The sequence below is a fragment of the Pseudoalteromonas sp. T1lg22 genome (assembly GCF_002964645.1).
In the GTDB taxonomy this organism is placed as follows: Bacteria; Pseudomonadota; Gammaproteobacteria; order Enterobacterales; family Alteromonadaceae; genus Pseudoalteromonas.
The window spans coordinates 384,917-409,246 of record NZ_PQBY01000013.1 but is presented as its reverse complement, the minus strand read 5'-3'; the positions used below and the strand labels follow the sequence as shown (position 1 = coordinate 409,246).

25 protein-coding genes and 1 pseudogene are annotated in these 24,330 nt (G+C 51.0%); 18 read left to right on the top strand and 8 right to left on the bottom strand.

The genetic code is table 11. The annotated features are described in order from the left end of the window. Nucleotides 1–200: 200 nt before the first annotated feature. Complete coding sequence (locus tag C2M24_RS08920; RefSeq protein ID WP_105214317.1) at nucleotides 201–1,646, bottom strand: M48 family metalloprotease; 1,446 nt, start codon at nucleotides 1,644–1,646, stop codon at nucleotides 201–203. A 622-nt stretch (nucleotides 1,647–2,268) separates the two neighbouring features. Here C2M24_RS08920 and C2M24_RS08915 point away from each other — a divergent pair. The 7 genes from C2M24_RS08915 to C2M24_RS08885 all read left to right on the top strand — a co-directional run bounded on the left by C2M24_RS08915 (nucleotide 2,269) and on the right by C2M24_RS08885 (nucleotide 9,076). Next, complete coding sequence (locus tag C2M24_RS08915; protein ID WP_105214315.1) at nucleotides 2,269–2,502, top strand: hypothetical protein; 234 nt, start codon at nucleotides 2,269–2,271, stop codon at nucleotides 2,500–2,502. After that, nucleotides 2,495–3,574 carry an AI-2E family transporter gene (locus C2M24_RS08910; RefSeq protein ID WP_105214313.1) on the top strand — a complete coding sequence of 360 codons (1,080 nt, stop codon included), beginning with the start codon at nucleotides 2,495–2,497 and terminating at the stop codon, nucleotides 3,572–3,574. The genes C2M24_RS08915 and C2M24_RS08910 overlap by 8 nt, the downstream gene beginning before the upstream one ends. A 131-nt stretch (nucleotides 3,575–3,705) precedes the next feature. After that, nucleotides 3,706–5,949 (top strand): aminotransferase class V-fold PLP-dependent enzyme, encoded by a 2,244-nt coding sequence (locus C2M24_RS08905; RefSeq protein ID WP_105214564.1) that lies wholly within the window; start codon nucleotides 3,706–3,708, stop codon nucleotides 5,947–5,949. Nucleotides 5,950–5,979: 30 nt separating this feature from the next. Further along, entirely contained in the window at nucleotides 5,980–6,474 is a 495-nt protein-coding gene (locus C2M24_RS08900) for a GNAT family N-acetyltransferase (protein ID WP_105201541.1), read from the top strand. A gap of 115 nt (nucleotides 6,475–6,589) precedes the next feature. After that, nucleotides 6,590–7,939 carry a DNA-3-methyladenine glycosylase 2 family protein gene (locus tag C2M24_RS08895; RefSeq protein WP_105214311.1) on the top strand — a complete coding sequence of 450 codons (1,350 nt, stop codon included), beginning with the start codon at nucleotides 6,590–6,592 and terminating at the stop codon, nucleotides 7,937–7,939. After that, nucleotides 7,936–8,409 (top strand): methylated-DNA--[protein]-cysteine S-methyltransferase, encoded by a 474-nt coding sequence (locus C2M24_RS08890; RefSeq protein WP_105214309.1) that lies wholly within the window; start codon nucleotides 7,936–7,938, stop codon nucleotides 8,407–8,409. The genes C2M24_RS08895 and C2M24_RS08890 overlap by 4 nt, the downstream gene beginning before the upstream one ends. Before the next feature lie 79 nt (nucleotides 8,410–8,488). Further along, a complete protein-coding gene (locus C2M24_RS08885) occupies nucleotides 8,489–9,076 on the top strand; it encodes a thymidine kinase (RefSeq protein ID WP_105214307.1) in 588 nt (195 codons plus the stop codon). A 3-nt stretch (nucleotides 9,077–9,079) separates the two neighbouring features. Here the strand turns inward: C2M24_RS08885 and rlmF are convergent, their stop codons facing one another. Next, nucleotides 9,080–10,003, bottom strand: a complete 924-nt coding sequence (gene rlmF / locus C2M24_RS08880) for a 23S rRNA (adenine(1618)-N(6))-methyltransferase RlmF (RefSeq protein ID WP_233999529.1) — start codon at nucleotides 10,001–10,003, stop codon at nucleotides 9,080–9,082. Nucleotides 10,004–10,252: 249 nt separating this feature from the next. On the opposite strand from rlmF, the gene C2M24_RS08875 reads away from it, so the two are divergent. Then, complete coding sequence (locus C2M24_RS08875) at nucleotides 10,253–10,516, top strand: hypothetical protein (protein ID WP_105201536.1); 264 nt, start codon at nucleotides 10,253–10,255, stop codon at nucleotides 10,514–10,516. A gap of 203 nt (nucleotides 10,517–10,719) precedes the next feature. Here the strand turns inward: C2M24_RS08875 and C2M24_RS16000 are convergent, their stop codons facing one another. Beyond that, on the bottom strand, nucleotides 10,720–11,082 hold the full coding sequence (locus tag C2M24_RS16000) for a hypothetical protein (protein ID WP_158677910.1): 363 nt from the start codon (nucleotides 11,080–11,082) through the stop codon (nucleotides 10,720–10,722). A gap of 149 nt (nucleotides 11,083–11,231) precedes the next feature. On the opposite strand from C2M24_RS16000, the gene C2M24_RS08865 reads away from it, so the two are divergent. Next, complete coding sequence (locus tag C2M24_RS08865; protein ID WP_105214305.1) at nucleotides 11,232–12,143, top strand: alpha/beta fold hydrolase; 912 nt, start codon at nucleotides 11,232–11,234, stop codon at nucleotides 12,141–12,143. Between the two features lie 138 nt (nucleotides 12,144–12,281). Next, nucleotides 12,282–12,671 (top strand): hypothetical protein, encoded by a 390-nt coding sequence (locus tag C2M24_RS08860; RefSeq protein WP_105214303.1) that lies wholly within the window; start codon nucleotides 12,282–12,284, stop codon nucleotides 12,669–12,671. Between the two features lie 28 nt (nucleotides 12,672–12,699). Here C2M24_RS08860 and thpR read toward each other — a convergent pair whose 3' ends face one another. After that, nucleotides 12,700–13,233 (bottom strand): RNA 2',3'-cyclic phosphodiesterase, encoded by a 534-nt coding sequence (thpR, locus tag C2M24_RS08855; RefSeq protein WP_105214301.1) that lies wholly within the window; start codon nucleotides 13,231–13,233, stop codon nucleotides 12,700–12,702. 71 nt (nucleotides 13,234–13,304) lie between these two features. On the opposite strand from thpR, the gene C2M24_RS08850 reads away from it, so the two are divergent. Continuing rightward, nucleotides 13,305–14,675, top strand: a complete 1,371-nt coding sequence (locus C2M24_RS08850; protein WP_105214299.1) for a leucyl aminopeptidase family protein — start codon at nucleotides 13,305–13,307, stop codon at nucleotides 14,673–14,675. Between the two features lie 51 nt (nucleotides 14,676–14,726). On the opposite strand, the gene C2M24_RS08845 is transcribed toward C2M24_RS08850, so the two are convergent. Together C2M24_RS08845 and C2M24_RS08840 are read right to left on the bottom strand one after the other, a co-directional pair. Beyond that, the gene (locus C2M24_RS08845) at nucleotides 14,727–15,125 is read right to left on the bottom strand and encodes an STAS/SEC14 domain-containing protein (protein ID WP_105214297.1); all 399 of its coding nucleotides are present in this window, start codon (nucleotides 15,123–15,125) and stop codon (nucleotides 14,727–14,729) included. 142 nt (nucleotides 15,126–15,267) lie between these two features. Beyond that, nucleotides 15,268–16,334: pseudogene (locus C2M24_RS08840) on the bottom strand (ketoacyl-ACP synthase III). Between the two features lie 397 nt (nucleotides 16,335–16,731). On the opposite strand from C2M24_RS08840, the gene C2M24_RS08835 reads away from it, so the two are divergent. From C2M24_RS08835 to C2M24_RS08825, 3 genes are all read left to right on the top strand, one after another. Beyond that, complete coding sequence (locus tag C2M24_RS08835; RefSeq protein ID WP_233999528.1) at nucleotides 16,732–17,136, top strand: nuclear transport factor 2 family protein; 405 nt, start codon at nucleotides 16,732–16,734, stop codon at nucleotides 17,134–17,136. Nucleotides 17,137–17,232: 96 nt separating this feature from the next. Beyond that, the gene (locus C2M24_RS08830) at nucleotides 17,233–18,501 is read left to right on the top strand and encodes a sensor histidine kinase (RefSeq protein ID WP_105214293.1); all 1,269 of its coding nucleotides are present in this window, start codon (nucleotides 17,233–17,235) and stop codon (nucleotides 18,499–18,501) included. Then, nucleotides 18,498–19,019 carry a response regulator transcription factor gene (locus C2M24_RS08825; protein WP_105214291.1) on the top strand — a complete coding sequence of 174 codons (522 nt, stop codon included), beginning with the start codon at nucleotides 18,498–18,500 and terminating at the stop codon, nucleotides 19,017–19,019. Before C2M24_RS08830 ends, C2M24_RS08825 begins: the two co-directional genes overlap by 4 nt. A 45-nt stretch (nucleotides 19,020–19,064) precedes the next feature. Here the strand turns inward: C2M24_RS08825 and C2M24_RS08820 are convergent, their stop codons facing one another. Next, on the bottom strand, nucleotides 19,065–21,092 hold the full coding sequence (locus C2M24_RS08820) for a TonB-dependent receptor domain-containing protein (protein ID WP_105214289.1): 2,028 nt from the start codon (nucleotides 21,090–21,092) through the stop codon (nucleotides 19,065–19,067). A 172-nt stretch (nucleotides 21,093–21,264) separates the two neighbouring features. Between C2M24_RS08820 and C2M24_RS08815 the strand changes: the two genes are divergently transcribed. The 4 genes from C2M24_RS08815 (at nucleotide 21,265) to C2M24_RS08800 (ending at nucleotide 23,605) form a co-directional block, all read left to right on the top strand. Continuing rightward, nucleotides 21,265–21,669 carry a DUF1761 domain-containing protein gene (locus C2M24_RS08815; RefSeq protein ID WP_105201690.1) on the top strand — a complete coding sequence of 135 codons (405 nt, stop codon included), beginning with the start codon at nucleotides 21,265–21,267 and terminating at the stop codon, nucleotides 21,667–21,669. A 133-nt stretch (nucleotides 21,670–21,802) separates the two neighbouring features. Next, on the top strand, nucleotides 21,803–22,846 hold the full coding sequence (locus C2M24_RS08810) for a DUF2804 domain-containing protein (protein WP_105214287.1): 1,044 nt from the start codon (nucleotides 21,803–21,805) through the stop codon (nucleotides 22,844–22,846). A 93-nt stretch (nucleotides 22,847–22,939) separates the two neighbouring features. Next, nucleotides 22,940–23,191, top strand: coding sequence for a hypothetical protein (locus C2M24_RS08805; RefSeq protein WP_105214285.1), 252 nt, complete (start codon nucleotides 22,940–22,942; stop codon nucleotides 23,189–23,191). Between the two features lie 144 nt (nucleotides 23,192–23,335). Beyond that, complete coding sequence (locus C2M24_RS08800; RefSeq protein WP_105214283.1) at nucleotides 23,336–23,605, top strand: CBU_0592 family membrane protein; 270 nt, start codon at nucleotides 23,336–23,338, stop codon at nucleotides 23,603–23,605. A 66-nt stretch (nucleotides 23,606–23,671) separates the two neighbouring features. Here the strand turns inward: C2M24_RS08800 and C2M24_RS08795 are convergent, their stop codons facing one another. Further along, a complete protein-coding gene (locus tag C2M24_RS08795) occupies nucleotides 23,672–24,292 on the bottom strand; it encodes a hypothetical protein (protein ID WP_105201516.1) in 621 nt (206 codons plus the stop codon). Nucleotides 24,293–24,330: the final 38 nt, after the last annotated feature.

The following is a 24,330-nucleotide window of genomic DNA, read 5'->3' as shown; positions in this document are numbered from 1 at the left end:
ATAATTCCTTAAATACAGATAATGGCGATAGTGTAAAAGATACTGGCGGTTAAGGGTAGGGGCGCGCCACCTGAGGGGTGTTTTTTATACCAATTCTGTCCAGTATGTGGGCATGATATTTAGCTTCACTAGAATGACTAGCTATTTAAGAGAAGTGGTATTAGCCAACCTGGCAGAATTTCCAGGTTGGCTGGGTGTACTTATAGCCTTGAAAGCTCTTTTTGCATGGCCCGGTATTGGCTAAGCAGGGCTTTTAAGCGTTTTTGCTTAAGGGCCTCGTTTGGCTCGATATGGTTAAGCGCTTTTTGCACCTCGTCGGCGGCCTTCATATAGGCACCATATTGGGCCAGTAAGTCGGCATTGGCTTCATGGTAGGCGGCTCTGTTTTCCTGATGTTTGTAGGTGTCGGTCAGCAATTGCTTGGCCAGGATATGCTCGGGTTTTTCCAGGGCAAAGCTGCGTAGCAGGTCTTCGGCCAGCTCGTACTGTTTAGCCTCAATGGCGGCGTGGGCGTAGTTCAGGGTGATCACCTGGTTATTCGGGCGCAGTTGATGGAAAGGGCGAAGATGCTCTACGGCCTTTTCCGACTCGCCTTTACCCACATAGTAATCGGTCAGTGAGTCGAGATAGAAAAGGTTGTCCGGGGCTTTTTGCAGGAGTGCATCAAGCAGAGATTTTGCTTCAGCGAACTTCTTTTGGTCGATTAGGGTTAAGGCCAAACCATAACGTAACGCCGAGGTATCGCCAAAACTGTGCTCTTTGAGCAGCTTACGAAACTGGGCTTCGGCATTTTCACTGTCGCCATTAAAGCGGGCAATGACCCGGCTTTTGGCAAGGTGAAATAGCAGGTTATCTGCATAGGGCCTGTCTTGATATTGCTGTGCCCGCAGACGCACGTCACTCACCCGGCTTTGCGGCAGCGGGTGGGTCAGCAAGAAGATAGGCGGTTTTTGCTTATAGCGAATTTGTGCCGATAATTTGGTTAAAAACTCTCCCGAGGCCTTAGGGTCAAAACCGGCTTCGTACAAGGTCCGCATACCTATGCGGTCCGCCTCTTGCTCGGCGCCGCGGCTATGGGTGAGCTGACTTAGCGCACTTTGCGTTTGCGTGCCTGTAATAATGGCCAGACCGGCATCGGGAGAGACCATGGTTGCCAACACACCAGCGATAAGGCCGGCTATGGTCAGGCCTGAGTTGTCCTGCTGTTGTTGCAGTCGGCGCGCCAGGTGGCGCTGAGTCACGTGGGCGATTTCGTGTCCTAGTACAGAGGCTAGCTGACTTTCGTTATCGGCCTGAGCGATAAGCCCGGTATGTACGCCAACATGGCCGCCATAGAAGGCGAATGCATTGATTTCCTTGTTATTGATCCAGAAGAAAGAAAAAGGAAAGCGGATATCGTCGGCGTGGGAGACCAGCTGGTTGCCCAAGCCGCGCAGGTATTCATCAAGCACGGGATCGTTGATCACCGGCGAGCTGCCACGAATTTGCATCATCATTACATCGCCTATGATGCGTTCCTTTTCTATCGGCATAGCCTGTAATGCAGAGGTGCCTAAGTCGGGCAGCTTAAAAGAGTTTTGCGCGCGGGCCCCGGTCACACTGGTAGCCAATACCAAAGCGCATAACAGCAGACGTCTAAATAACATATTATTCCTTGCGGTCTTTGTCTTTATTTTGCAACAGGCGTTTAATACCCATTTAAATAGCTAGGATCTGTTTATCTTTGCGGTTAAATACATCCATGAAGCTTGGTTACATCGCACATCTATGCGCTCACCTCGCTAAGCTGCGAAGCATTGCTTCGGCCTTGCTCGCCTATGTAGAATAACTACATAAGAAAAATTCCGCCTTGTTTTCACATCATTTATCCAGCGCTATATCTGATCACATACTTAACAGAATTGGTATAAGCAATCTGAAGCTTATAAGTGGCGTATAATTAATTGGTCTAGCCATTGTTGTTTAGTGCTTCAGACCCTGCGCATGCGACGAACGTTCACTTTCAAGGGCAATAAAGTCCCGCTAGTATGCACTTTCCTAAGTACATAGAAGATGAATGAGCCGCGCCTATTCGCCTTTGTGTATTTGACCAGACTAATCTTAGGATAAACGAATGTGGCGATGCTTTTAAGTGTTTTTACGGTATTATGCCTTACGCGCCAAAGCCCTAGCTAAGGCTTGCACATAAGCAAACGTCTTATACAAGGCCCGCTAGATGCAAAGAATATTTAAAAAGTATGTGGTTTAATGGGATTACCGCCAGAAGCTATGAAAAATTCGGATCTACGCTGTTATAACTGTCCTGAGCTGTTTGTTCGTTTTAAACTGGCGTTAATGGCGGCGCAGGCCGAGCAGCAGGATATCGCCTTTATGCTCAAGGGCGACGATCTACAAGGTATCAGTGATATTAAGCGTTATTTAACCAAACAAAAGCTAGCATTCACTGTCACATCAACGGCAGAACAATTAATAATAACCGTGGAGAGAGAAACTCGTGTTTGAATTTGTGCGCTCGTGGTACCAAAGAAAATTTTCCGATCCTCACTCGGTGACCCTGCTTTTACTCTTGCTCTGCACTTTTGCCGTGCTCTATTTCTTCGGCGCGCTATTAATGCCTGTGCTGGTTGCCGTGGTGATCGCCTATTTATTGGATTGGCCCGTGGTGCGCTTGCAGCGCTTAGGTCTGTCGCGCACTTTGGCCACCATACTTGTGGTCAGCTTATTCTGCTCCTTGGTGATAGGCACCTTGTTCGGTTTTGGCCCAATTTTATGGCAACAAACCAGTAATTTACTGCAAGAAGCGCCCACCATGTTGGAGCAGGGAAAACATTATCTTATGCATTTACCTGTCGACTATCCTACCTTGATCACCCCGGAGCAGGTGCGCACCCTGGTTGCCAGCGTCGAAAGCAAGGCGGTGGAATTCGGTCAGGTCTTGGTATCTGTGTCTCTTACCTCCCTTAAAGATGTGGTGGCCTGGTTAATTTATCTGGTGTTGGTGCCGCTGCTGGTGTTCTTTATGCTCAAAGATAAAACCCAGCTGCTGCACAGTGTCAGTGCCTTGTTACCGGCGCAGCGCCGTTTGATCCAGCAGGTGTGGCTGGAAATGAATCAGCAGATCATGAACTATATTCGTGGCAAGGTGTTTGAAATCCTGATCGTCGGCGGTGTGTCCTTTGTGGTCTTTACCATCTTCGATTTACGCTATGCCGCCTTATTAGGGGTTTTGGTTGGACTGTCCGTGTTGATCCCTTTTATCGGCGCTGCCCTGGTGACTATACCCGTTGCCGCCGTGGCTTTGTTCCAGTTTGGTGTCAGCAGTGAGTTTTGGTCTGTGCTAGTAGCCTACGGCATTATTCAGGCGCTCGACGGTAACGTCTTGGTGCCGCTGCTGTTTTCTGAGGCGGTGGATTTAAATCCGGTGTTTATCATTATGGCGGTGCTGTTCTTTGGTGGCTTATGGGGCTTTTGGGGCGTATTCTTTGCTATACCCTTGGCTTCTTTAGTGCGCGCCTTGGCGAATGCCTGGTCATCGACCTTGGAAGACGCCAGTGCCAAACAGGCCCAGGAGTAGTGCCCACTTTATTCGGCTGGTTAGATGAAAAGCTGATAAAAGTTAGCGCCATGCAAACAAATTGGTATTAATAGCGCTGGGGCACTTGTGTACAATGGTTATAACTTATAGCTAATTGGAATATGGTGCCCATGACCCAGCGTTTTTTCACCCAGACTAGCCAAGATCTCGTTTATCTCGATGCCAATGCGACCACTCCTGTGTTGCCGCGCATTGCCGATGTTGTCTCTCACACCATGCAGGTGTGTTTTGGTAATCCGTCTAGTTCGCATATCACCGGGGTACAGGCCAAGTATCTGTTGGAACAAACGCGTGCCAAGGCGCGTCAGGTTATAGGCGCCGAGCAGGGCGACATTCTCTTTACCTCGGGCGCCACCGAAGGTATCCAAACCGCCGTAGTTTCTACACTTTTAGCCAATCGACATAAGGCCACTGAGCACAGCGTATTGCTCTACGGTGCCACCGAGCACAAGGCGGTGCCTAACACTTTGAAACACTGGAACCAGGTGCTGGGCTTGGGGGCCAAGGTAATGGCCATTCCTGTGGATGAAGCGGGCTTGCTGGACTTGGACTTTATCGCCCAACATGTGGGTAAGGCGCTGATGATCTGCACCATGGCGGTGAATAATGAAACCGGTGTGTATCAGGACTTGGCCAAACTGGAGCAGGTGATCCGCGCTAATAACGACCATGTTAGCTGGATGGTGGACTGTGTGCAGGCTTTGGGTAAGCAAGACCTGGCGCTCAGCGATACCAGCATAGACTATGCCCCCTTCTCTGGTCACAAGCTCTACGCCCCTAAGGGCATAGGCTTCTTATATATTCGTGAAAATAGTCCATACACTCCTTTTATCGCCGGTGGCGGTCAGGAAAGTGGCATGCGCTCGGGTACGGAAAACCTGCCCGGTATTGCCGGCCTGTATGAGCTGTTCGATATGTTGCTCGATAAATCACAAGACTTATTCAAGCCGGTTGCGACTTTACACTTGTACCGCCAGCAATTGATCCATGCCCTGGAGCAAACTTTTGGCGATATCAGCTTTAATGCTCCCCTTGAAGGCACAGTGCCGACAACTTTGAACTTCTGTGTAAACAGTCTGACCTCAAAAGAAGTCATGGACCTGTTTGATGCTGCCGGTATTCGTGTCAGCGGTGGCTCTGCCTGTAGCTCGGGTGCCTCGCGCAGCTTTGTTTTGGATGCCATGGGGGCCAATGACTGGCAAAGCGAAAATGCCATTCGTATGTCTTTTGGCCCGGCCGCCACAGAGCAGGAAATTGCCCTGGCGTGTGAGCGCATTTGCGCCTTGAAACCCGTGTTGGCGAATAACTGTTTAATCGTCTCAGATGCCACTCAGCCCGAGCATGAAGTATGTGCCCTGGGCCTTACTCAGCTGCGCCACCAAGGCAGTTGTTGTTGGTTGTATGTGGGCATTAATAACGAGGCCGTGATCATCGACCCGGTTGTCGAGCTGGTCCCGCGTATCGCCCGCCTGGTTACTCAGCAGCAGCTGCATGTAAAAGCCGTACTGGAAACCCATAAACATCAGGATAAAGACTCGGCGCGCACTCTGTTGTCAGAGCGTCTTGGTCTGGCGCCGGTGCAAGATCCCCTGGGCTGGCCCGAAGGCGACGCCATCAGCCTTGGCGAGCAGCGCCTGACTCGTGTGTCTACTCCTGGCCACAGCGCCGACAGTCACAGCTATTTGCTCTATCAAGGAGATAAGGTTACTGCCTGCTTCTGCGGCGACCTCTATATTTTTAGCGGCTTGGGCAGCACTCAATTTGCCGATGCCGACACAGAACAAATGCTGGACTCTATCCACACCCTGGCGACTAAGTTGGCTGCGGATACCGTGCTGTGTCCGGCTCATGACTACGAGCAGTGTTTTGCCTTGAGTTGGCAGGCGCAGGTTCAGGCCACGCCTTTGTTACAGCAGGTCTTGCAAGAGCAGATAAACAAGGCGCAATTCGCCGAGCAAAAATGCGCTTTGGATCAGCAGCTGAGTACAGAAAGCGGCGCCCTTTGTGGTTTTAGCCATCAGCCTAAGCATGCCAACGCCCAGCAACTGAGCAGTGCCGAAGTACAGCAGATGCTTGCCAGTGAGGAGTTTGAAACCGTGCTTTGGGATGTTCGCGAACCTTATGAGCATGGTGCCAAAGACATACGCTCGCTATTTAGTGTGCATGACGATCAACTGCTCAATGTGCCGCTAAGTCGCATGGCCAACGCCTTATTTGCCCAGCAGTTGAAGCCGGATACGCGTTATATCCTGGTCTGTCGTACTGGTAACCGCTCGGGGCAGGCGATCAAGAACTTGCAGTCTTTGGGCTATCATCAGGTCTACAACTTGCAAGGTGGCTTAGCATTAGTATGATGGTGGTTTAGTTTGTAAACAGGAACCACCATGAGCCAGGTATATATTCGCGATGCGGTGATCAATGATGTGCCTTTGATCTATCAGTTTATTAAGGCATTGGCAGTGTACGAGCGAGAGCCCGACGCCGTTGCCGCCACCGAGCTAGATATAGAGCGCACCTTGTTTGACGAGGGGGCGACCGCGCACAGCGTTATCTGCTTTGAAAGCGATGCCCCCGACGCCGAAGCCATAGGCTTTGCGGTGTATTTTTATAATTATTCAACCTGGCTTGGCCGCAATGGCTTGTATCTTGAGGACTTGTTTGTCAGCGAAGACAAACGTGGCCGCGGTGCCGGCAAGGCACTGATGAAGTACCTGGCGCAGCGTGCCATCAGCAAAAATTGTGGTCGCTTTGAGTGGGTGGTATTGGACTGGAATCAGCCAGCCATCGATTTCTATCACAGCATAGGTGCCGAGGCGCAAGCACAATGGCAAATCTACCGTCTTAGCGGCGACAAGCTGCTGCAATTTGCTGAGCAATAATCCTTCTAATTGCGAGCGCGGCACGCATTTTTACCATTGAGTGCAAAATCCGGCTAGTGCCGCACCGCCAATGGGGTAAGCTAAGCATATAAATCACCCTTACTGGAACCTTGTTATGTTCACCGCCGATGTCTGCCAAAAAGCCCGCTTAAGCCGTGATAAGCGCTTTGACGGCTTGTTTTATGTGGCGGTGCGCAGCACGGGCATTTATTGTCGGCCTATCTGTCCGGCGCCAGCCGCCAAAGAGCAGAATGTCGAGTATTTCGAGCATGCCCATTTAGCGGCGCAGGCGGGATTTCGCCCCTGTTTACGGTGCCGCCCAGATGCCAGCCCGGGCAGCTATCCCTGGCTGGGGGCACAAACCACGGCGCTCAGGGCAAAACGCTTAATCGATCAGGGTCATTGGTCAAATGGCGGCGCCGAGGCACTGAGTGCTCGCCTTGGCGTGTCATCCAGCTACCTAAATCAATTGTTCAAAAAGCATTATGGCATTGCTCCGGGGCAATATGCGCTCTTTAGCCAATGTCAGTTTGCTAAACAGCTGTTGCAGCAAACCCAGTTGCCGATCACTGAGATTGCGTTTGCCGCCGGCTTTAATAGCGTGCGCCGTTTTAACGATGCCTTTAAGAAGCTGATGCAGCTGACGCCGAGTGCCATTCGCACCAAGGCACAATTCGATGCTGGCTCTATCAGCCTGTTTCTAAGTTTTCGCCCCCCTTATGACTGGCAGGCCATGCAGGCGTTTTTTAATAAACGGCTAGTCGCGCCTATGGAATGGATAACTGCCGAAAGTTATGGCCGCGCTTTCACCTATCAGGGCGCAAAGGGCGAATTTACCGCTCATTATCAGGACAAGAAGCAGGGCTTTAGGGTCGAGATCAGCCTGGATAACTGGCACTGCCTGCAAGGAGTAGTGGCTAATATTCGCAGAGTGCTGGACTTGGATGCCGATACTCAGGTGATCAATGGCCAGCTGCAAAGCGCGGTGGGTGAGCAGTTCGCACTGACTCCAGGGCTGCGCCTGCCGGGTATGTGGGATCCTTTTGAGGCCGGTATTCGTGCTGTGCTGGGGCAACAAGTGAGCGTTGGCGCGGCGCGCACGCTTACCACTACTTTAGTGAAGGAGCTGGGCGAGCAGGGGCGTTATTTTCCCACCGCCAAGCAAATGGCGGCAAGCGAGTTGGCCTTCTTTAAGATGCCGGAGCGGCGTAGAGAAGCGTTGCGTGATTTAAGCGCCTATGTAGCCGAGCATGGCAGTGCCGATTTAGATGCCTGGTTGGCTATTAAGGGCATAGGCCCTTGGACGGTCAATTACGCTAAAATGCGCGGCAGCAGCGACCCGGATATTTATCTCGGCGGCGACTTGGGTGTACAAAAAGCGCTGGCCGGGTTCAGCGGCATTGATATTGAGCGCGCCGCACCGTTTCGCACATACCTGACTTTTCAACTATGGCAACAATTATGACCTTATATCAAGAATGTATCGACACGCCCCTGGGCGAGCTGGTGATCCAAGCCAGTGACAAAGGCCTGTGTTATGTGGGTTTTGACCTTGAACGCAAGGTAGATGCGGCTGCAAGTGCCAATGCCATCACGGCGCAGGCAAAAAGCCAGTTAGCAGAATATTTCCAGGGAGTTCGCTCCCAGTTTGATCTCCCCCTGGATACCAAGGGTACCGAGTTTCAGCGCCAGATCTGGCAAGCCTTAGACAGCATAGCCTATGGTGAAACCGGCAGTTATAGTGATATTGCCCGTTTGGTGGATAATCCCAAGGCGGTGCGCGCCGTGGGTGCGGCCAATGGTCGTAACCCCATCAGCATTATTGTTCCTTGTCACCGGGTAATAGGAGCCAATGGTACTTTGACCGGCTATGCCGGTGGGCTGGAACGCAAGCGCTGGCTACTGGCCTTCGAGCAAGGCCACATTAGCAAGTAATGGCCTGGGATGAGTTTGCCTTGGCCTTGATAGGGGCCTTAGTGTAAGCTTGGCGCGCGAAGTTTTTAGAAGAATTACCATGGCTCAACTGTATTTTTACTATTCGGCAATGAATGCCGGCAAGTCCACCACCTTATTACAATCGGCATTTAACTACCGCGAGCGCGGCATGCGTCCCATGATCATGACCGCGGCCATCGATGACCGTGCCGGGGTTGGCAAGGTGGCCTCGCGCATCGGTTTGCAGGCCGATGCCTTTGTCTTTGATGGCACCAGCAATGTGTATGATCTAATTGCCTCGCAACACCAGGAAGAAGCCCTGCATTGTGTGCTGGTGGATGAGAGCCAGTTTTTGTCCAAGGCGCAGGTATGGCAACTGACCGAGGTGGTCGATCAGCTTAATATTCCCGTCTTGTGCTATGGTTTGCGCAGTGACTTTTTAGGCGAGTTGTTCGTCGGCTCTCAGTATTTACTGGCTTGGGCCGATAAACTAGTGGAGCTAAAAACCGTGTGCCACTGTGGCCGTAAGGCCAATCATGTGTTGCGCTATGATCACCATGGCGATGTGGTCGCCAGCGGCGATCAGGTACAGATAGGCGGTAATGAGCGCTATGTGTCCGTGTGCCGTAAACACTATAAAGAAGCGCTCAACCAAGATGAAGCCTAAGGCTTAGCCTAATAGCCGAGCCAGTTGCGCTCGGCGTTCGTCAGCCTCCATAAAGGTCCAGGCAATAAAGCGGCTGCTTTTTTGCCCTTGTGCCATGGCCACCGATTCAATTTGCACGGCACCCAGTTTGCGTAAGGTGCTTTTCAACGGGCGCTCATTTTCCTTTTTCGATACCAGGCTGGTAAACCAGATCACCTGCTCGGCAAAGTGTTGGCTCTCCAATGCCATATTGCGCACAAAGGCCAGCTCGCCACCTTGGCACCATAATTCATTGGCGCGGCCACCAAAGTTCAGGGTATTACTCTGTTGTCCCTTTAAGTTTCGCCATTTACGCTGGGATCCGGCCTGGGCACTTTGTTCACTGTCATGAAATGGCGGGTTGCACAGGGTTGCCACTATTGTGTCTTGCGCCTTGATGATGTCGGCGAAATACTGAGTCGGTTGCTTTTGCTGCACCACCTTGATTGGCAACGCATTTAACTGTGCCAGCTGTTTTGCTAACTTAACCGAATGCACATCTATATCACTCGCTAAAAACTGCCAATTGAACAGCTTGTTACCTAGGATGGGGTAGATAAGCGAGGCACCTGTGCCGACATCCATCACCCGCACCTTAGGCTGTTTTAGGCTGTGCTCAGTATCCTGGCTTATCAAATCATAAAGATGGTGCAAGTAGTCGGCGCGCCCGGGTACAGGGGGGCATAAAAAGCCCTCGGGCAAATCCCAAATGGCCACATCGTAGTGATGTTTCAGCAAGGCCTGATTGAGCGTTTTCAATGCCTTGGCATCGCTAAAGTCGATACTGGCTTGCCCGTCGGGGCGCTTAATCACATAGGCTTGTAGGCTCGGTAAGCTGCTGCACAGGGCGTCGAAGTCATAGCCGTTTCGATGGCGGTTTTGTGGATGCAAGGGCGGGATCTCTATCACGTGAATAAGGTCATAGTATAAGGGATCGGCCGGCTGGAATGTAGCACCGAGTTAAGACCTAAGCCGGCCAAGCCATTTGGGCCGCGTGCAGACCTTATTTACAGCTTAGAAAATAAGTGTAAATATGTTGGTTATTAATTAGTTAACCTGCCATTGTGGTTGCGGGTAAATATTCTTAAGTTGCACAAAGCATTAAGCCAACAAGCTAAATGCTTGCAGCCATTAACAACACCAGTATTAGGGAAAATTATGACTGATAATAGGGAAGCACAACGCAGTGAAATCAATAAAAAAATGCTTCAGGCACAGCTAATAGGCGCGCCGGGCTCGATTTTATTTGGTTTAGGTTTGTATGGCGTCTTTGCCGTGAACGGCGATGCATTTATCTCGTTTCTAAATGAAATTGAAAATAGCTATGCCCTAATAGGCGTAGGTGGTGCGATTATGGCCTGGCAGTTTATCACCGTGATCAGGCTGACGCTAAAGCGCGCAAAACTCGGTCTACAGGATTGATTTAACAGATTTAGGTGATTATGGCTGCTTGTTTTTAGGGCCATAATGCCGAGAGTTTAGCGCCGAGAGTCTAGCTTTATACTAAGAGCTTAACTCTGGGATGAAGCTAGCCTTCAGTACCGTGTGCAATACTGAAGGCTAAAAGGGAGATTAGTTACACTCGCCTTTGCGACGTTCGTCTCGTCGCACTATTTAAGTCTTTCTTAGTTGTTCTCTTTAGCCTTTTCTTTGGCTTTCTTTTCCTTGGCTTTCATTTTTTCTTTCGCATCTTTTTTGTGCTCGTGGGCTTTGCCCTCGGCCGCTTCGTGCTTTTCTTCAGCTACTTCTTTTTTAGCTTCAACGATTTCTTTTTTGGCTTCGGCTTTTTCTTTGGCCATTTCACGCTTCTCTTGGGCGTGCTCTTGAGCATTTAGGTGCTTAAGTTCAGCGTGCTCATTCATTTCTTTAACTTGTGCTTTTTGCTCTTTTACTTCTTTTTCTTTTTTATCTTGAGCACTGGCTTCAACGCTTACACCTAGAGAAACAGCTAGCATTAAAGCAACACTTAGTGGACGTAATGAGTTCATAATTTTTACTCTTGAGTTGTTAATTTCCTGTAAAGGCTATCACACTAGCCTAAACTGAAACTGAACAAGAAATTCGGATATATTTTAACAGCTTGTTGCCGATTATTATCACTGGTACGATGAGATGAAGTAACTAAACGGGCCGAATTATGACCGATCTTCAGCAGCATTCGCTTTTTGTTGACCTTAATGCCGCGCAGCAATTACATCTTCGTTATATCGCCAAGGCCGATGCCACGGGTCCGGCGGTGTTTTTTATGCATGGCGCCGTTGAAAACGGCAAAATTTTCTATACCCACAGTAATAAGGGGCTGGCGCCTTTTTTAGCGCGTTTAGGTTATCGTTGCTACGTGGCCGATTTGGCTGGAAGAGGTGAGAGTAAACCGGCCATAGCCCGAGGTGCCGCCTACGGTCAAACCGAGGCCATCTGCGCCGAGATCCCCGCTTTTATTGATAAGATTATCGCCCATAGCGGCGAGTTTCCCCGTTTTTGGGTTGCGCATTCCTGGGGTGGGGTGCTCTTTAACAGCGCTTTTGCCCGCTTCCCTGAATATATAGACAAGGTAAGTGCCTGTGCCTATTTTGGCTCAAAGCGCTCGCTCTACAATCGCCATCTGGGGAAATTTATTAAGGGTAATTTAATCTGGTATTGGCTGGCACCTAAGTATGCGCAAAAGCACGGTTATCTGCCGGCGCGTCAGCTTAAGTGGGGCAGCGACAATGAAACCATTAAGTCGCACTATCAGAGTATGCAGTGGGCCAAGGTGTTGCCTTGGGTCGACAGTGACGATGGCTTTGACTATGGTGCAGCGCTGCGCGAGAAGAGTTTACCGCCGATTTTGCATATTGCCGGGGTTAAGGATAAATCCCTGGCTCAGCCCATAGATATTCAGAAGTTTATGCAGGAGTCCGGGGTCGGGCTGCAGGAGCTAAAAATCTATGGCCGCAGCCATGGTCATCACCATGATTATGGTCATATCGATATGCTTACTCATCCACAGGCAGTGCGGGATCAGTTCCTGGATGTGCAGGCCTGGTTTGCACGGCACGGCGAAATTTAATTTGTTTCGCTACGCAATCCATGGCGCCTGTGTTGGCCGATAAAAGCCGTCCTCATCTAGCTGGTGCAGAAGTCGGGCGCTAGTGAAATGCGTCTAAGTATGTGACAATGCGCAATCAGATCCCTAATTCAAGACAGTATGCGAATCTATCGTTCGTTCCATCGCGCTCCATTGCGGGTGCTTATGATTTCGCGGCGCCGACAAAAACTGAAACTCCGCCGCGCCATGGTGACGCTTAAGTGGGCGCTTGCCCAAGAGCGGCAAGAAACAAGGGAAATGCTCGATATATATAAGCGCTACACCAAGGGACAGGCGTCTAAACAAGACTTACAGGTAGCCAATAAACAGTTTATTGATATCCTTAAAGGCCTCGGCCTTGGGGTATTTGCCGTGCTGCCGTTTGCTCCCATTACCATTCCTTTGGTGGTCAAAATTGCTCATATGGTGGGGGTCGATATCCTGCCCAGCTCCTTTAGTAACCCCAAACCACCCAAAACCAAAGTGTTGGATAAGCCAAAAGACGATTAGTTCTGGAATCTAGCGGCCTTTAGTGACGCTAACGACAGGCGAATTCGGCGATGGGGCGATACACTAGCCCCTGCTCGTCCCGAGTCGAGAGATATAGGGTGAAATGATCAATATCCAGCTGTAATGGTGGCATGGGGCGCTCGACCTTAGGGGGCGTTTTAAGGTTACGTGCCAGGGTAACATGAGGGCGATAACGGCTATGTTGATCGTGGATCTGATGTTGCCCGGCCAAGGCTCGTAGCCTTGCGACTAAGGTCAGCAAGTGTGGATCGGGAGTGCTTGGACGCAGATGGAATAAGCCATTGTGCGGCCAATAATCATGCTCATCCAAGGTCAGAGAAAAACGCGGCACTCGCAGATTGTGGGCGCCATCAATTAACTGCTGCGCCTGCTCTTGCTCAACCTGACCGAGAAACATCAGGGTTAAATGCCAGTTACGGCATTGGGTTGGCGCCTTGCTTAAGGTGGCATGGTGGCTTAACCACTGCTTGATATGTTGCTTCTGCTCGGCGCTCAGCCCCAAGGCAAAAAACAGTCGACGTGCTTGCTCGCAAGGTCCCATGGTTTGGCTATATCATTTACTTTTTTAACTTGATATCCTGCCTATTATCAGTAATAAAAAGTGAGTCCGCAATGAATTTACTCATCAATAAACCTCGTCTCGATACCGCCTTAATTCCACTTTTCATTTTTGACCAACAAGGTTGTGAGGCTTGGTGTGCAGAGCAAGATGATTTTACCCGCACCTGGGTAGCCCGCTCACTGCAACAGCAACCCGGCTTATGTGTGCTGCCGAATCCGGAAACTGGCGAGCCGCAAAGCGCTATTTTGGTGACTTCAGATGTCGCTGATATGTGGGCGGCCGGTGATATTATCGGTAAATTGCCCAAGGGTGATTATCAATTACAAAATGTCGCTAATGAGCGCGATATTGCCCTGGGCTTTGTGCTTGGTGGCTATCAGTTCAGCGGCTACAAGCAAATTCAGCTGCCACAGGCGCGTTTGCTTATTGAAGATGCTGCCTTATACCAAGAATTAGTGGCATTAATGGAGTCGACCCAGGTGGTACGTGACCTGGTTAACACACCAGCTGCGGATATGATGCCGCAGCACTTAAGTGAAGTGATGAACGACATGGCTCAGCGCTTTGGCGGTGAGTTTAGCGAGTGGGTGGGTGATGAGCTGCTAGAGCAAAATTACCCCACCATTCATCTTGTTGGCCGTGCCAGTGAAAACAAGCCGCGGTTGTTGGATTTACGCTGGGGCAAATCGGATGCGCCTAAAGTAACCCTGGTTGGTAAGGGTGTGTGTTTTGACTCCGGTGGTCTGGATCTAAAACCAGCCGCCGGTATGCGTTTGATGAAAAAGGATATGGGTGGTGCCGCCCATGTAATTGGCCTGGCGAATCTGATTATGGCCATGGAGTTGAATATTCAACTGCGGGTCCTGGTACCTGCTGTGGAAAATGCGGTATCACGCAATGCGTTTCGCCCGGGCGATGTGGTGAAAACACGCAAGGGTCTGACCGTGGAAATCGATAATACGGATGCTGAAGGCCGTTTAGTCTTGTGTGATGCCTTAGATGAAGCGCAGCAGGAAAACCCGGAGATGATCATCGACTTCGCTACTCTGACCGGCGCCATGCGCATTGCCTTGGGTACCGAGCTGCCGGGCTTTTTCAGTAATGATGACAAGCTGGCCGAGGCCCTGACTCAAGCCGGTGAACATAGCCAAGATCCTGTATGGCGCATGCCATTATTCGCCCAGTACAAGAATATGATGAAAAGCGATGTGGCAGATTTAACCAACTGTGCACCGGGCCCTTTCGCGGGTGCTATTACCGCAGCCCTGTATCTGCAGGAATTTATCGACGCCAAAACCCCTTGGGTCCACTTTGATGTGATGGCCTGGAACCTACGTGCGTTGCCCGGTCGCCCGGTAGGCGGTGAAGCTTTCGGTATTCGCGCCGTATACACCATGCTGGCAGATAAATACGGGCGTTAACGCGTTTTCACCCCATCATATAAATCACGAGCCGCAATTGCGGCTCGTTTTTTATTCTCCGTCGGACTTGGTATCAGGCTCATTGAGCCAGGCCCTGGCGGCATCAGCATCGGCAAAGTACTTGACCTCGCCGCTGGTAAACCAATTGGCAATGCGTGCCGCATAATCCTGCCAGTCGTGGCGGCCGTAAAAGGCGATACGGCGAAATTGATGGCTGTGGGCAATGCCGAGCTTAAAGTCATCCCACAGAGCGCGGGCGCTGAATCCTTCCAGCTCGCTGGCATCGATAAACACATCGACGATGCGCTCATCCAGCCCCTTTAGGGCGTCATCAAACATAGGAGTGATCACTTCATAGTCGTGATGATCTAACTTGCCGACTATCACCATGGAAATGTAAAAACGCGCTTTGGTGCGCTCTATGCCTATATGTAAACCATGACGTTTCATTTGCTGGCCCTTATGGTGTGTTTAGGTGTTTATTTAACATAGCAAAAGGGTGGCGAGAACGCCGATGATGTAGCGCAATAAAACAGCAAAAAGAAACAAGGCCGCATAGGCGGCCTTGAATTGAAAGGAAGTTTACCGTTTTTTATTTCTGACACGCAGCAACGGCGTCGGCGATAAGCTCCAGGCCGGTTTGCGGGCAAGGTGGTAACTCGGCGCTGCTTTCACGCACAGGAGTTACTCTTTGACCCCACTTTATATAACTTGCGGCCCAGGTTAAACCTGCTCCAAAGGCCGCCGACATAATATTGGCACCCGGTTTTATCATGCCGCGCTCTACCGCTTCACACAGGGCGATGGCTATGGTGGCTGCCGAGGTGTTGCCATACTCATCGATATTGACCATCACCTTGTCGTCTTCGACCTTAAGGCGTTGCTGAATGGCCTGGATAATGCGCAGGTTCGCCTGATGGGGTACCAGTACATCGATATCATCCAGGCTTAATTGTGCCTGGTTCAGTACGTCATCACAGGCGCCGCTCATGCCTTTAACCGCACGCTTAAAGATTTCCGGGCCGACAAAATGCAGCTCCGAGCCACCGATGGCTTCGTACTTATTGATGTTGGAACCAAAATTTTCAATGTGCAGGATGCTGCGATCCGAGCTGTCGCAGCCAGATTTGCTGGCCAATAACCCCAGGGCTTGCTCGCTTGCCTCAAGTACCACGGCACCAGCACCATCACCGAACAGCACGGCGCTGTCGCGGCGGGCCCAGTTGATATACCAGCTCATACGTTCTGCAGCGACTACCACGGCGCGCTTAATCATTCCCGCCTGAATTTGTGCAGTGGCCATTTGCAGTGCATATAAAAAGCCAGAGCACGCGGCATTACTGTCACAAGCGGCTGCACCTGTGGCACCGAGGCGTTGTTGTACCTCGGAGGCGGTGTTGGCGACCACAGTGCTGGGTGTACAGGTGGCGACCAATACCAGGTCTAAATCCTTGGCATCCAGGCGGCACAATCTAGGGCGCGCTGCGCCGCAACTGTGGCCAGCTCGGCGGTGCTGACATGGCTAACATGACGGGCTTTAATGCCAGTGCGTGAGCTGATCCACTCGTCGGATGTATCTACGACTGTGGCTATATCCTGATTGCTAATTCGCGCCGGTGGAACACACTTGCCCCAGCCGGTGATCTCTGCGTAATGCATATAAAAATCCTGTGTCATTGCATCGGCGACAGCCTAATTCAACTGGCCCGACGTCTTTAGTATGTTGCTGCTTTATACCAAAATGAACCTGCTTGGTCGAGCCTTACCTATGTCTTGCAAAGAAGTATGCTTTGTTCTCTGTATGCTGCGTATGACAGTTACTGAAAGTGCAAGCCAGTGATAAAGTAAATCAGTCAGTCTTTTTATAGCACCTAATAGCACCTAATAGCACCTAAGGTATTGAATATGGTACATGAAGTTGGCAAATTGGCCGCTTGGCTACTACGCTGATGTAATCGCTTTAGATAAATCGCAGCTGAACGATATCGATCAGTTAATTTCGGCCAGTTAACGCCGGTTCGTTTGATGATGCACGCAGGAAAATTTATACGCCATTATGAACAAGATTAAAGCGCAGTTATTTGAGCAACTTATCGAGCTTGAACGCTCCTTGATGCGTGAAGACGTGCGTGCCGATGCGGCGCGTCTCAATGCCTTGATTGACGATGACTTTATTGAGGTGTCCTCAGACGGAAAACGTTTTAATAAGACCAATGTGCTGGAGCGTCTGCCCAAGGAGCAGTCGAAAAGCCGCAAGCCGCTTTTTCATAATCAGGATTTTATTGGTCGTATGCTCAGCGATACCGTGGTGCAGCTTTATTATCGCAGTGCCTTGCGACGTATTAAGGGCGGTCAGTGGCATTTTTCCTCGCGTATGTCCTTGTGGCGTTTGGATGGTGAGCAACACTGGCGGGTGGTTTATCACCAAAGTACCCCCTGCGAGGCCTTCACCCTGGAATAAATGCCGCTTAAAGTCAGGTGATGCCTGTGCTTTGCTTTCTTCCTGGTGCCAATATACGTACAATAGCGCGCAATATTTCCTCCATAGTTTACGCCTTTGAATCTGCTATTACAGTCCAGTATTAGTCGTGTGTTGCTGCTGCGCAGCCTGGCTATAGTGGTGCAGTTAGTTGCTGTACTTATCTGTCAATTTTTCCTTGAATTAGAGTTGGCGCTGCCGTCGCTGCTCACAGTGATTGCCCTTGAATCTGTTTTTCAATTGCTCAGTGTCTGGCTGCTGCGCCGCCGCATTCGTCGTAACGAGCGGGTGGGCACGCTGACCATAGTCTGGCAGCTGCTGGCGGATATAGTCTTTTTGACCCTTTTACTGGCGCTCAGCGGCGGTGCCACCAATGCCTTTGTATCCTTGCTCTTGCTGCCCATTATGATAGCGGCAGTGACCTTGCCCGGGCGCTACACCATGATGATAACCCTTGTGGCCATCGCCTTGTATAGCACCCTGATGCTGATGTTGCCTGAGCATCAGGGGTCCCACCATACGACGCAAATGCGCAGCCACTTTATCGCTATGTGGGTGAACTTTGTGATCAGTGCCTTGGTGGTGGCGACTCTGGTCAGTGCATTAGCCAGAACCCTGGCACGGCAACAACAGGCCATGGCCGCGAACAGGGAAGAGCAATTGCGCGCCGAGCAGCTCTTGGCCCTGGGTAATGCTGCGGCGCAGGCTACTCATCAGTTAGCCACGCCGCTGGGCAGCATTGCCCTGTTGCATGAAGAGCTTGAAGAGCTCGCGGCCGCAAATAAAGGTTTAGCGTCCGTGGTCTCTGAGCTTGGCGTGCCGATTAAACAGTGCCAGCAGCAATTGAGCTTATTTCGCCAGCGCGCCGGACAATTACGGGCGGCGCAAGAGGTGCAAGGCGAGCAGGCAGCCTGTACCGTGGGTGCGCTGCTTGGTGAGATACAACAGGCCTTTGCCTTACAATTCCCGACTCAGCAATTGGTGTGTTTTGGCTTTGAGGGCCTAAAAGCTCAGCTGCTGCGTACGGACCCTCTACTAAGCGCGGCGTTTTTAAACCTTCTGGCCAATGCGGTGCGGGCCAATGAACTGGCACAGCAAACCAGCATACACCTGAGTATTTGTATCGATAATGGCGAGAGTCATTGGCGCATAGAAGATTTAGGCGGCGGTTTTAACAGCGAACATCTGGCTTCCCTTGGCTCGGCTGTGATGGCCAGCGATCATGGCCTGGGTGTGGCCCTATGGCTCTCCAATGCCACTATAGAAAGAGTGGGCGGGCGTTTGGCACTGAGTAATGCCGGGCAGGGCGCCTGTATCGATGTCTTTATTCCGGAGCTTAATGGGTGAAACTCCTGCTAATCGAAGATGATGCGGTATTTGCGCAAACCCTGTGTCGGCGTTTGACTCCCTATGTGCAAAGTCTTGAACATGCCATAAGTCTGGATACCGCGCTGTTGCAGGCGCGGCGCTTGCGGCCCAGCCATATTATTTTAGATATGCACCTGGAAAACGAGTCCGGGCTGCAATTGCTGCCAGCTTTGCGCGCGATTGTGCCAAAGGCGCGCATTATTTTATTGACCGGGTTTGCCAGTATTGCCACCGCAGTGCAGGCGGTGAAGCTGGGCGCCGACGATTACCTGGCCAAACCGGCCTCGTTGGCGATGATTTTGGCGGCCTTAGAGGATAAGGCCGTGCCTGTTGAGGCCGAAGCTGAGGTGTTGATGTCGCCGGAGCGACTGGAGTGGGAGCATATTCAAACCGTGCTGGCGCGAAATGATGGCAATATCTCGCAAACCGCGCGCCAGTTGAATATGCACAGGCGCACCCTGCAGCGTAAATTGCAAAAAAAACCAGTCTCAAGCTAATACCGGTCTCAAGCTAAGACCGGTTGTAAAATAGCTGCGGCAATATTACAAAGAGAGCGACACCCCCAGATGCAGGGTACGCCCCGGGGCGCTTAAGCGCTCACCCAGACCCACATCGCCCTCCATCACACGGTTAACGCCGTTTAAGTGCGGCGCATAATGCTTATCAAACAGATTATCGATGCGGGCATTGAGTTGCCATTGTGACGAGAGTTCATAATTGAACGCCATATCGATTACGCCATAGCCGCTGCTTGTTTGCTCATCGTTATAGTGCGACACCTTGTTTTGCGCCTTAGCCACTCGCCAATGAGCCTGCAGTTGGTAGTCGTTTTGCCCATAACCCAGGCTAATTTGCCCATTAAGGGGAGCGATACGGTAGAGGTTATCGTCAATTTGATCATTGCGTTTACCGCGCACATAGCTAAGCATGCCCTGCACTTGCCAATGGGCATCGAGTTGATAGGCGGCGGTGATATCCGCACCATAGAGGCGTGCGTCGATATTGCTAAATTGCAAGGCATCTCGTCCCGACATCATATTTGCCACCAGATTGACCTGCATATCCTGGCTCGGCGTGCCCTGAATATAGTTATCCACCTGCTGCACAAACACCTGAGGTTTAATCGATAAGCCTTGGTGTTGATAAGCCAGGCCCAGATTGAACTGATATGCGGTTTCTTCTTTAAGCTTGATATTGCCCACATAGGTGCGGCCATCGGCCAGGCCGCCGGTGCTTTGCATGGGCAGCCAAAGGTAGCGAGCCTGGTATTGAGGCGCCCTTTGTTTAAAGGCCAAGGCATAATCCAGATGTAATCGCTCGCGCACCTGGTAGCGGTTGTTAAGCACCAGATCTAAGGTGATGTCATTGACCGCTTTATCGGCCTGATTAAAGCGCTGTTGCAGTGCGGCGACTGCCGGCATCATCATGGCCATTGACGAGGCGACCGCGCCCGAGTCGGCAGAATTAACCTTGATACGGGCGCCAAGGTTGCTCGATAAGGCGTCACCGTGGTATTGATACTCGGCGAAAATGCTGTGGCGGCTATCGCGCACCTTATTGAAGTTAGTGACAAAAAACTGTGCATTATGGGGGTTGCGAATGTCGGCATCGTGGCGGCTTACATTAGCGTCGTAGCCCCATAGCCAAGGATCAGAACGCAGATGGGCATACAGGCTAAGGCTGTCGCTTTGTGCTTGCGTGTAACGGGCCTTTGCGGGGGTAGCGAGCGGGCGCTGCTGATAGTTATCCATGCCGTGATCGCCATCCTGATAACCCACTCCCCAGCTCAGTTCAATGTTATTGAAATCATGCTCGCCTGCAAGCTCATAGCGCCAGGTATCAACGTAATCTATGTCCATAGGCAGGGCCGCCGTGCCGCTTTGCCTAGTGTCGGTTCTGTGTACATTGGCACGAACCTGGCCGTTTGCCAGCGCCAAGGTGGTGAGTAGGCCATACTGAAGGCGTTTATAGTCGCTGTTGGCGATAAGGCCCTGGCCGCTTTGTTGTTCATCGCTTTGTTGCAGCTCGCCATAACCGAGCCAGGCAAATTCAGCGTTTCCGGCGCCTAAGGCTGCGCTGGCGCTGAGTCCTTGTTCATTATCATTTAGCTGGCCCTTGGCATTTAGGTGCAAGGGCATATCCAGCTCGGCTTGGCGCAGGTTAACCCCGATGGCGCCGCCCAGGGTATCTATGCCCGCATGTACAGGGGCTATGCCGCGATAGATCTGCATATCTTCGATAATAATGGTGGGCGCGTAACTCAGTGGTGTGTCCATGGCGTTGGGGCCGGCTCCGGCCAGGCTCAGGCTGTTATTACTGACATTAACGCGCTCGGCAAACATGCCACGATATTGGGCAATGCCGCTGAGCGGACCATTGCGATTGACTCCGGCGCCAACCACATGGTCAAGCCAGGTGCTGCTATCGGCGCTAAATTGTTGTGCCGGAACCTGGGTTAGCTGGGTATTTATTCTTTGCTGATGACCCTGCACTGTGATCACTTCCAGGGCCGCACTGACAGGGGAGAAAAAGGCGCTAAGCAAGAGCGCTAAAGGAGTTTTATAGGACATGATTATTTCGGTTTTAGTTATTAACTTACGCCTATTTTCAGCGAGTTAAATAAGCAAAACCATGCTTAGGTGCGCTTGTGCGACATTATGTCGCAGCCCCTGCTATGGCGGCAATTTTGCCGCCGGCCAGATAGCAGGCTACGCTTAAGCAAACACTGTCGTGAGCTTGATTATGAATTTTGCAGAGTTTAACTTTTTTGCGGTGCTGTTGGCGGCCTTAGCCACCTTTATCCTTGGCGGGCTATGGTATTCGCCGCTCATGTTTAAATCCGCTTGGCTCGATGGTTGTGGCCTAACCGATGTGGACTTGGCTCAGGCTTCCATGGGCAAGGTGTTCTCCCTGGCTTTTATCCTCTCCTTGGTCGCGGCCTTTGTGTTTGCGTTATTTTTAGGCCCAAAACCCGATCTCGGCTTTGCCGTTGGTGCCGGTTTTGCCGCCGGTTTATGCTGGGTGGCAACCTCTTTTGGCATTAGTTATTTATTCGAGCAAAGACCGCTGAAACTGTTTTTGGTCAACGGCGGTTATCATACTCTGCAATTTACCCTGATTGGCCTGATCCTCGGGTTATGGCACTAGCCTGATCGGGCGCTGCAGATTGTGCCCGAGCATATTGAGGTTTTAACTTGGCTCTCAAGGGGTTAGAGTTAACACTCCAGTGCCGCCCCCACAGGATTCAGCCAAGGCGGTGCAAAAATAAGAAAAATAAAGGATGAAGATGGATATTCTCCCCATAGCCCTAGGCACTGAAACAGGCCTTGATACCTTGGTGAGCGAGTCGGGCAAAGTGCACTTTGGTCACCTCAATGGCCCGATTCAAGCCTTTGGACTCGAGCACTTTAACTACACCAATGCCATGGATAAGCCCGCCGGGCGATTGGCAAAGCATTTTCACTTTAAGCAGTTTCAGTTTGTCTCTGTGATCACTCCCAGATTTTTAATTGGCGTGGCCATTGCCGATATTCGTTATGCCGCCTCTGGCTTTTGCTATCTCTATGATATTGAAGCCAATAAGCTGGTGGAAACAAGCTGGCTTAAGCCCCTGTCATTGGGCTGCACCATGGCTCCTTCGCCTTGGGAGGGATGCTCCAGCTTGGGTGGTGCGGGAGGCAAGATAAGCATGGAGATCAACGCCGGCGTGTGGCAGTTGCGTATTGCTACCAAGCAAATTAGCGCCGATTTTACCCTGATCCCGCCAACGGCGAGCCTGCCCATGGCGCTGTGCAATCCCACCGGCTACAGCGGCTGGACCTACACCCAGAAACACAACGCCTTGGGGGTGCAGGGCTCGCTGGTGATCAATCAAGAAGCTCAAGATTTGGAGCATGCCCTAGCGGGGTATGATTTTTCCGCCGGCTTTATGCGCCGGGAAACCAGCTGGCGCTGGGCCAGTATTAATGGCCGTATTGGTGGGTCATTGTTCGGCCTCAACCTGGCCGCCGGAGTCAATGAGACAGGTTATAACGAAAATGTGTTTTGGCGCGATGGTGAGCGCCATCTGCTTGGCCCGGTGCATTTTGATTTTACTCGCCGTGCCTGTGAGCAGGACTGGCAGATAAGCTCTCAAGATGGCAAGGTCTCGCTGACCTTCAGCCCCTTAAACAAGCGTCAGGAGCGCCTGAATCTGGGGCTGTTAAAAAGTAACTTTCGCCAGTATATCGGTCATTTCAATGGCCAGATTGAAGATGCCAAAGGTCGGCTGCATCGCCTTGATAATGTCCTTGGCTTAACTGAAGATCATTATGCTTTATGGTAAGGGCTTCATTGCTCCCGAGCGTTTGATGGCGCGCCAATGGCTCATCGCGCCGTTAAAATGTTAAGCTAACTGCTCATCAATAATGGGGGAAGCATGGCCAAGCCGAATAAAAAGGGGCCGGTTCGCACCGTGGATATCTTTTGCAGTAAATGTCGCACTCAACTGTATAAGTATCGAAAAGGTGGCAAGGGGGCGTTGGTAAAATGTTTTATTGAGCGTATCAGCGAAGACTACACCGAGGAGGTGGCAACCTGCCCGGGGTGTCAGCAGGTGTTTGCCCGACAAACCCTGATCCGCGGCACGCCGGCATTAAAAATAATCGGCCAAAAGGTGTATATGAAATAATACCAATTCCAACGCGGTTAGCATGGTATTTAGCCCGCTAGAATGATTAGCTATTTAAGTGAGTTGGTATCAGCAGGGCATTTGTCCTTAGGTGTCCAGCCTGGCCTTGGTAGGCTGAAGAGGTTTGTTTTGTGGAGCTAGGTAATGGACCTATTATTTGATGTTATTGGCATGAGCGGCACCTTTTTAGTGGTGGGTGCGTTTTTCTTATTACAGCTAGAGAAGTTACCTGCCTCGGGTCTGGGCTATAACCTGATGAACCTAAGCGGTGCCATCTTGTTGTTAGTAAGCCTCTGTTACAATTTCAACCTTGCCAGTTTTGTTATCGAGATATTCTGGATAGCCGCCTCCCTTATCGGTATTTATAAGCACGTGATGGCCCGTCGCGAGCTAAAATCGCTACCGGCTTCTTAAATAACCTAAATAACACAAAAAAGCGGGCTAATTAGCCCGCTGTGTTTTGGCGCATAAGAGTGAAAATTAGCGTGGCAGGTTTTTGCTCACTTTTTTGTTTTTATTCATAACGCCACTGTAATAGCCGTGCAGAGCATCGCTAAGTTGCTTTTCGCAGCGCTTGAGCTGTTCGCCCTGGGTGATCACCTGCATGCTCAGTTTTACTTTTTCTTCGCGAATGCTGTTGATGTCCTGGCTCTGCCCTTGCAAACGTCGTTGCAGCTCTTCTACCTGTTGTGTTGATGATTTAAGCAGTTCATGCAGCTCCTTGTTGCGCTCCTGAAGATCGCGGCAATGATGCTTCATTACATGCCCGCTGGTATTGGCTTCTTCTAACTTTTGCTCCAGATCGGCCAGCTCTATCTGCACATCGCGTTTGGCCTGGATCTGCACCTGTTGCATCTGTTCGGCCATTTTATCCATATGGGCCAAGGCTTTTTTATTGAGCTCGTCTGCCTGATTGATTTGTGCCAGTAGCGGTGCTTGCGCTTCTTGCAAGTGTCTTATCTGTCGCTCTTTTTCTAGCAACAATTGTTTATACAGGTGCACCTGCTCTTGCACCGAGGGCTCCCCGGAGGATTTGTTAATGTGAGTGACATTGGGCTGCATAGCCGCCTCCATATGAGGATGTAAGTCAGAGTGCGCCATGATCTATCCTTGTTTACGTGATAATTTGGATTGGTTAA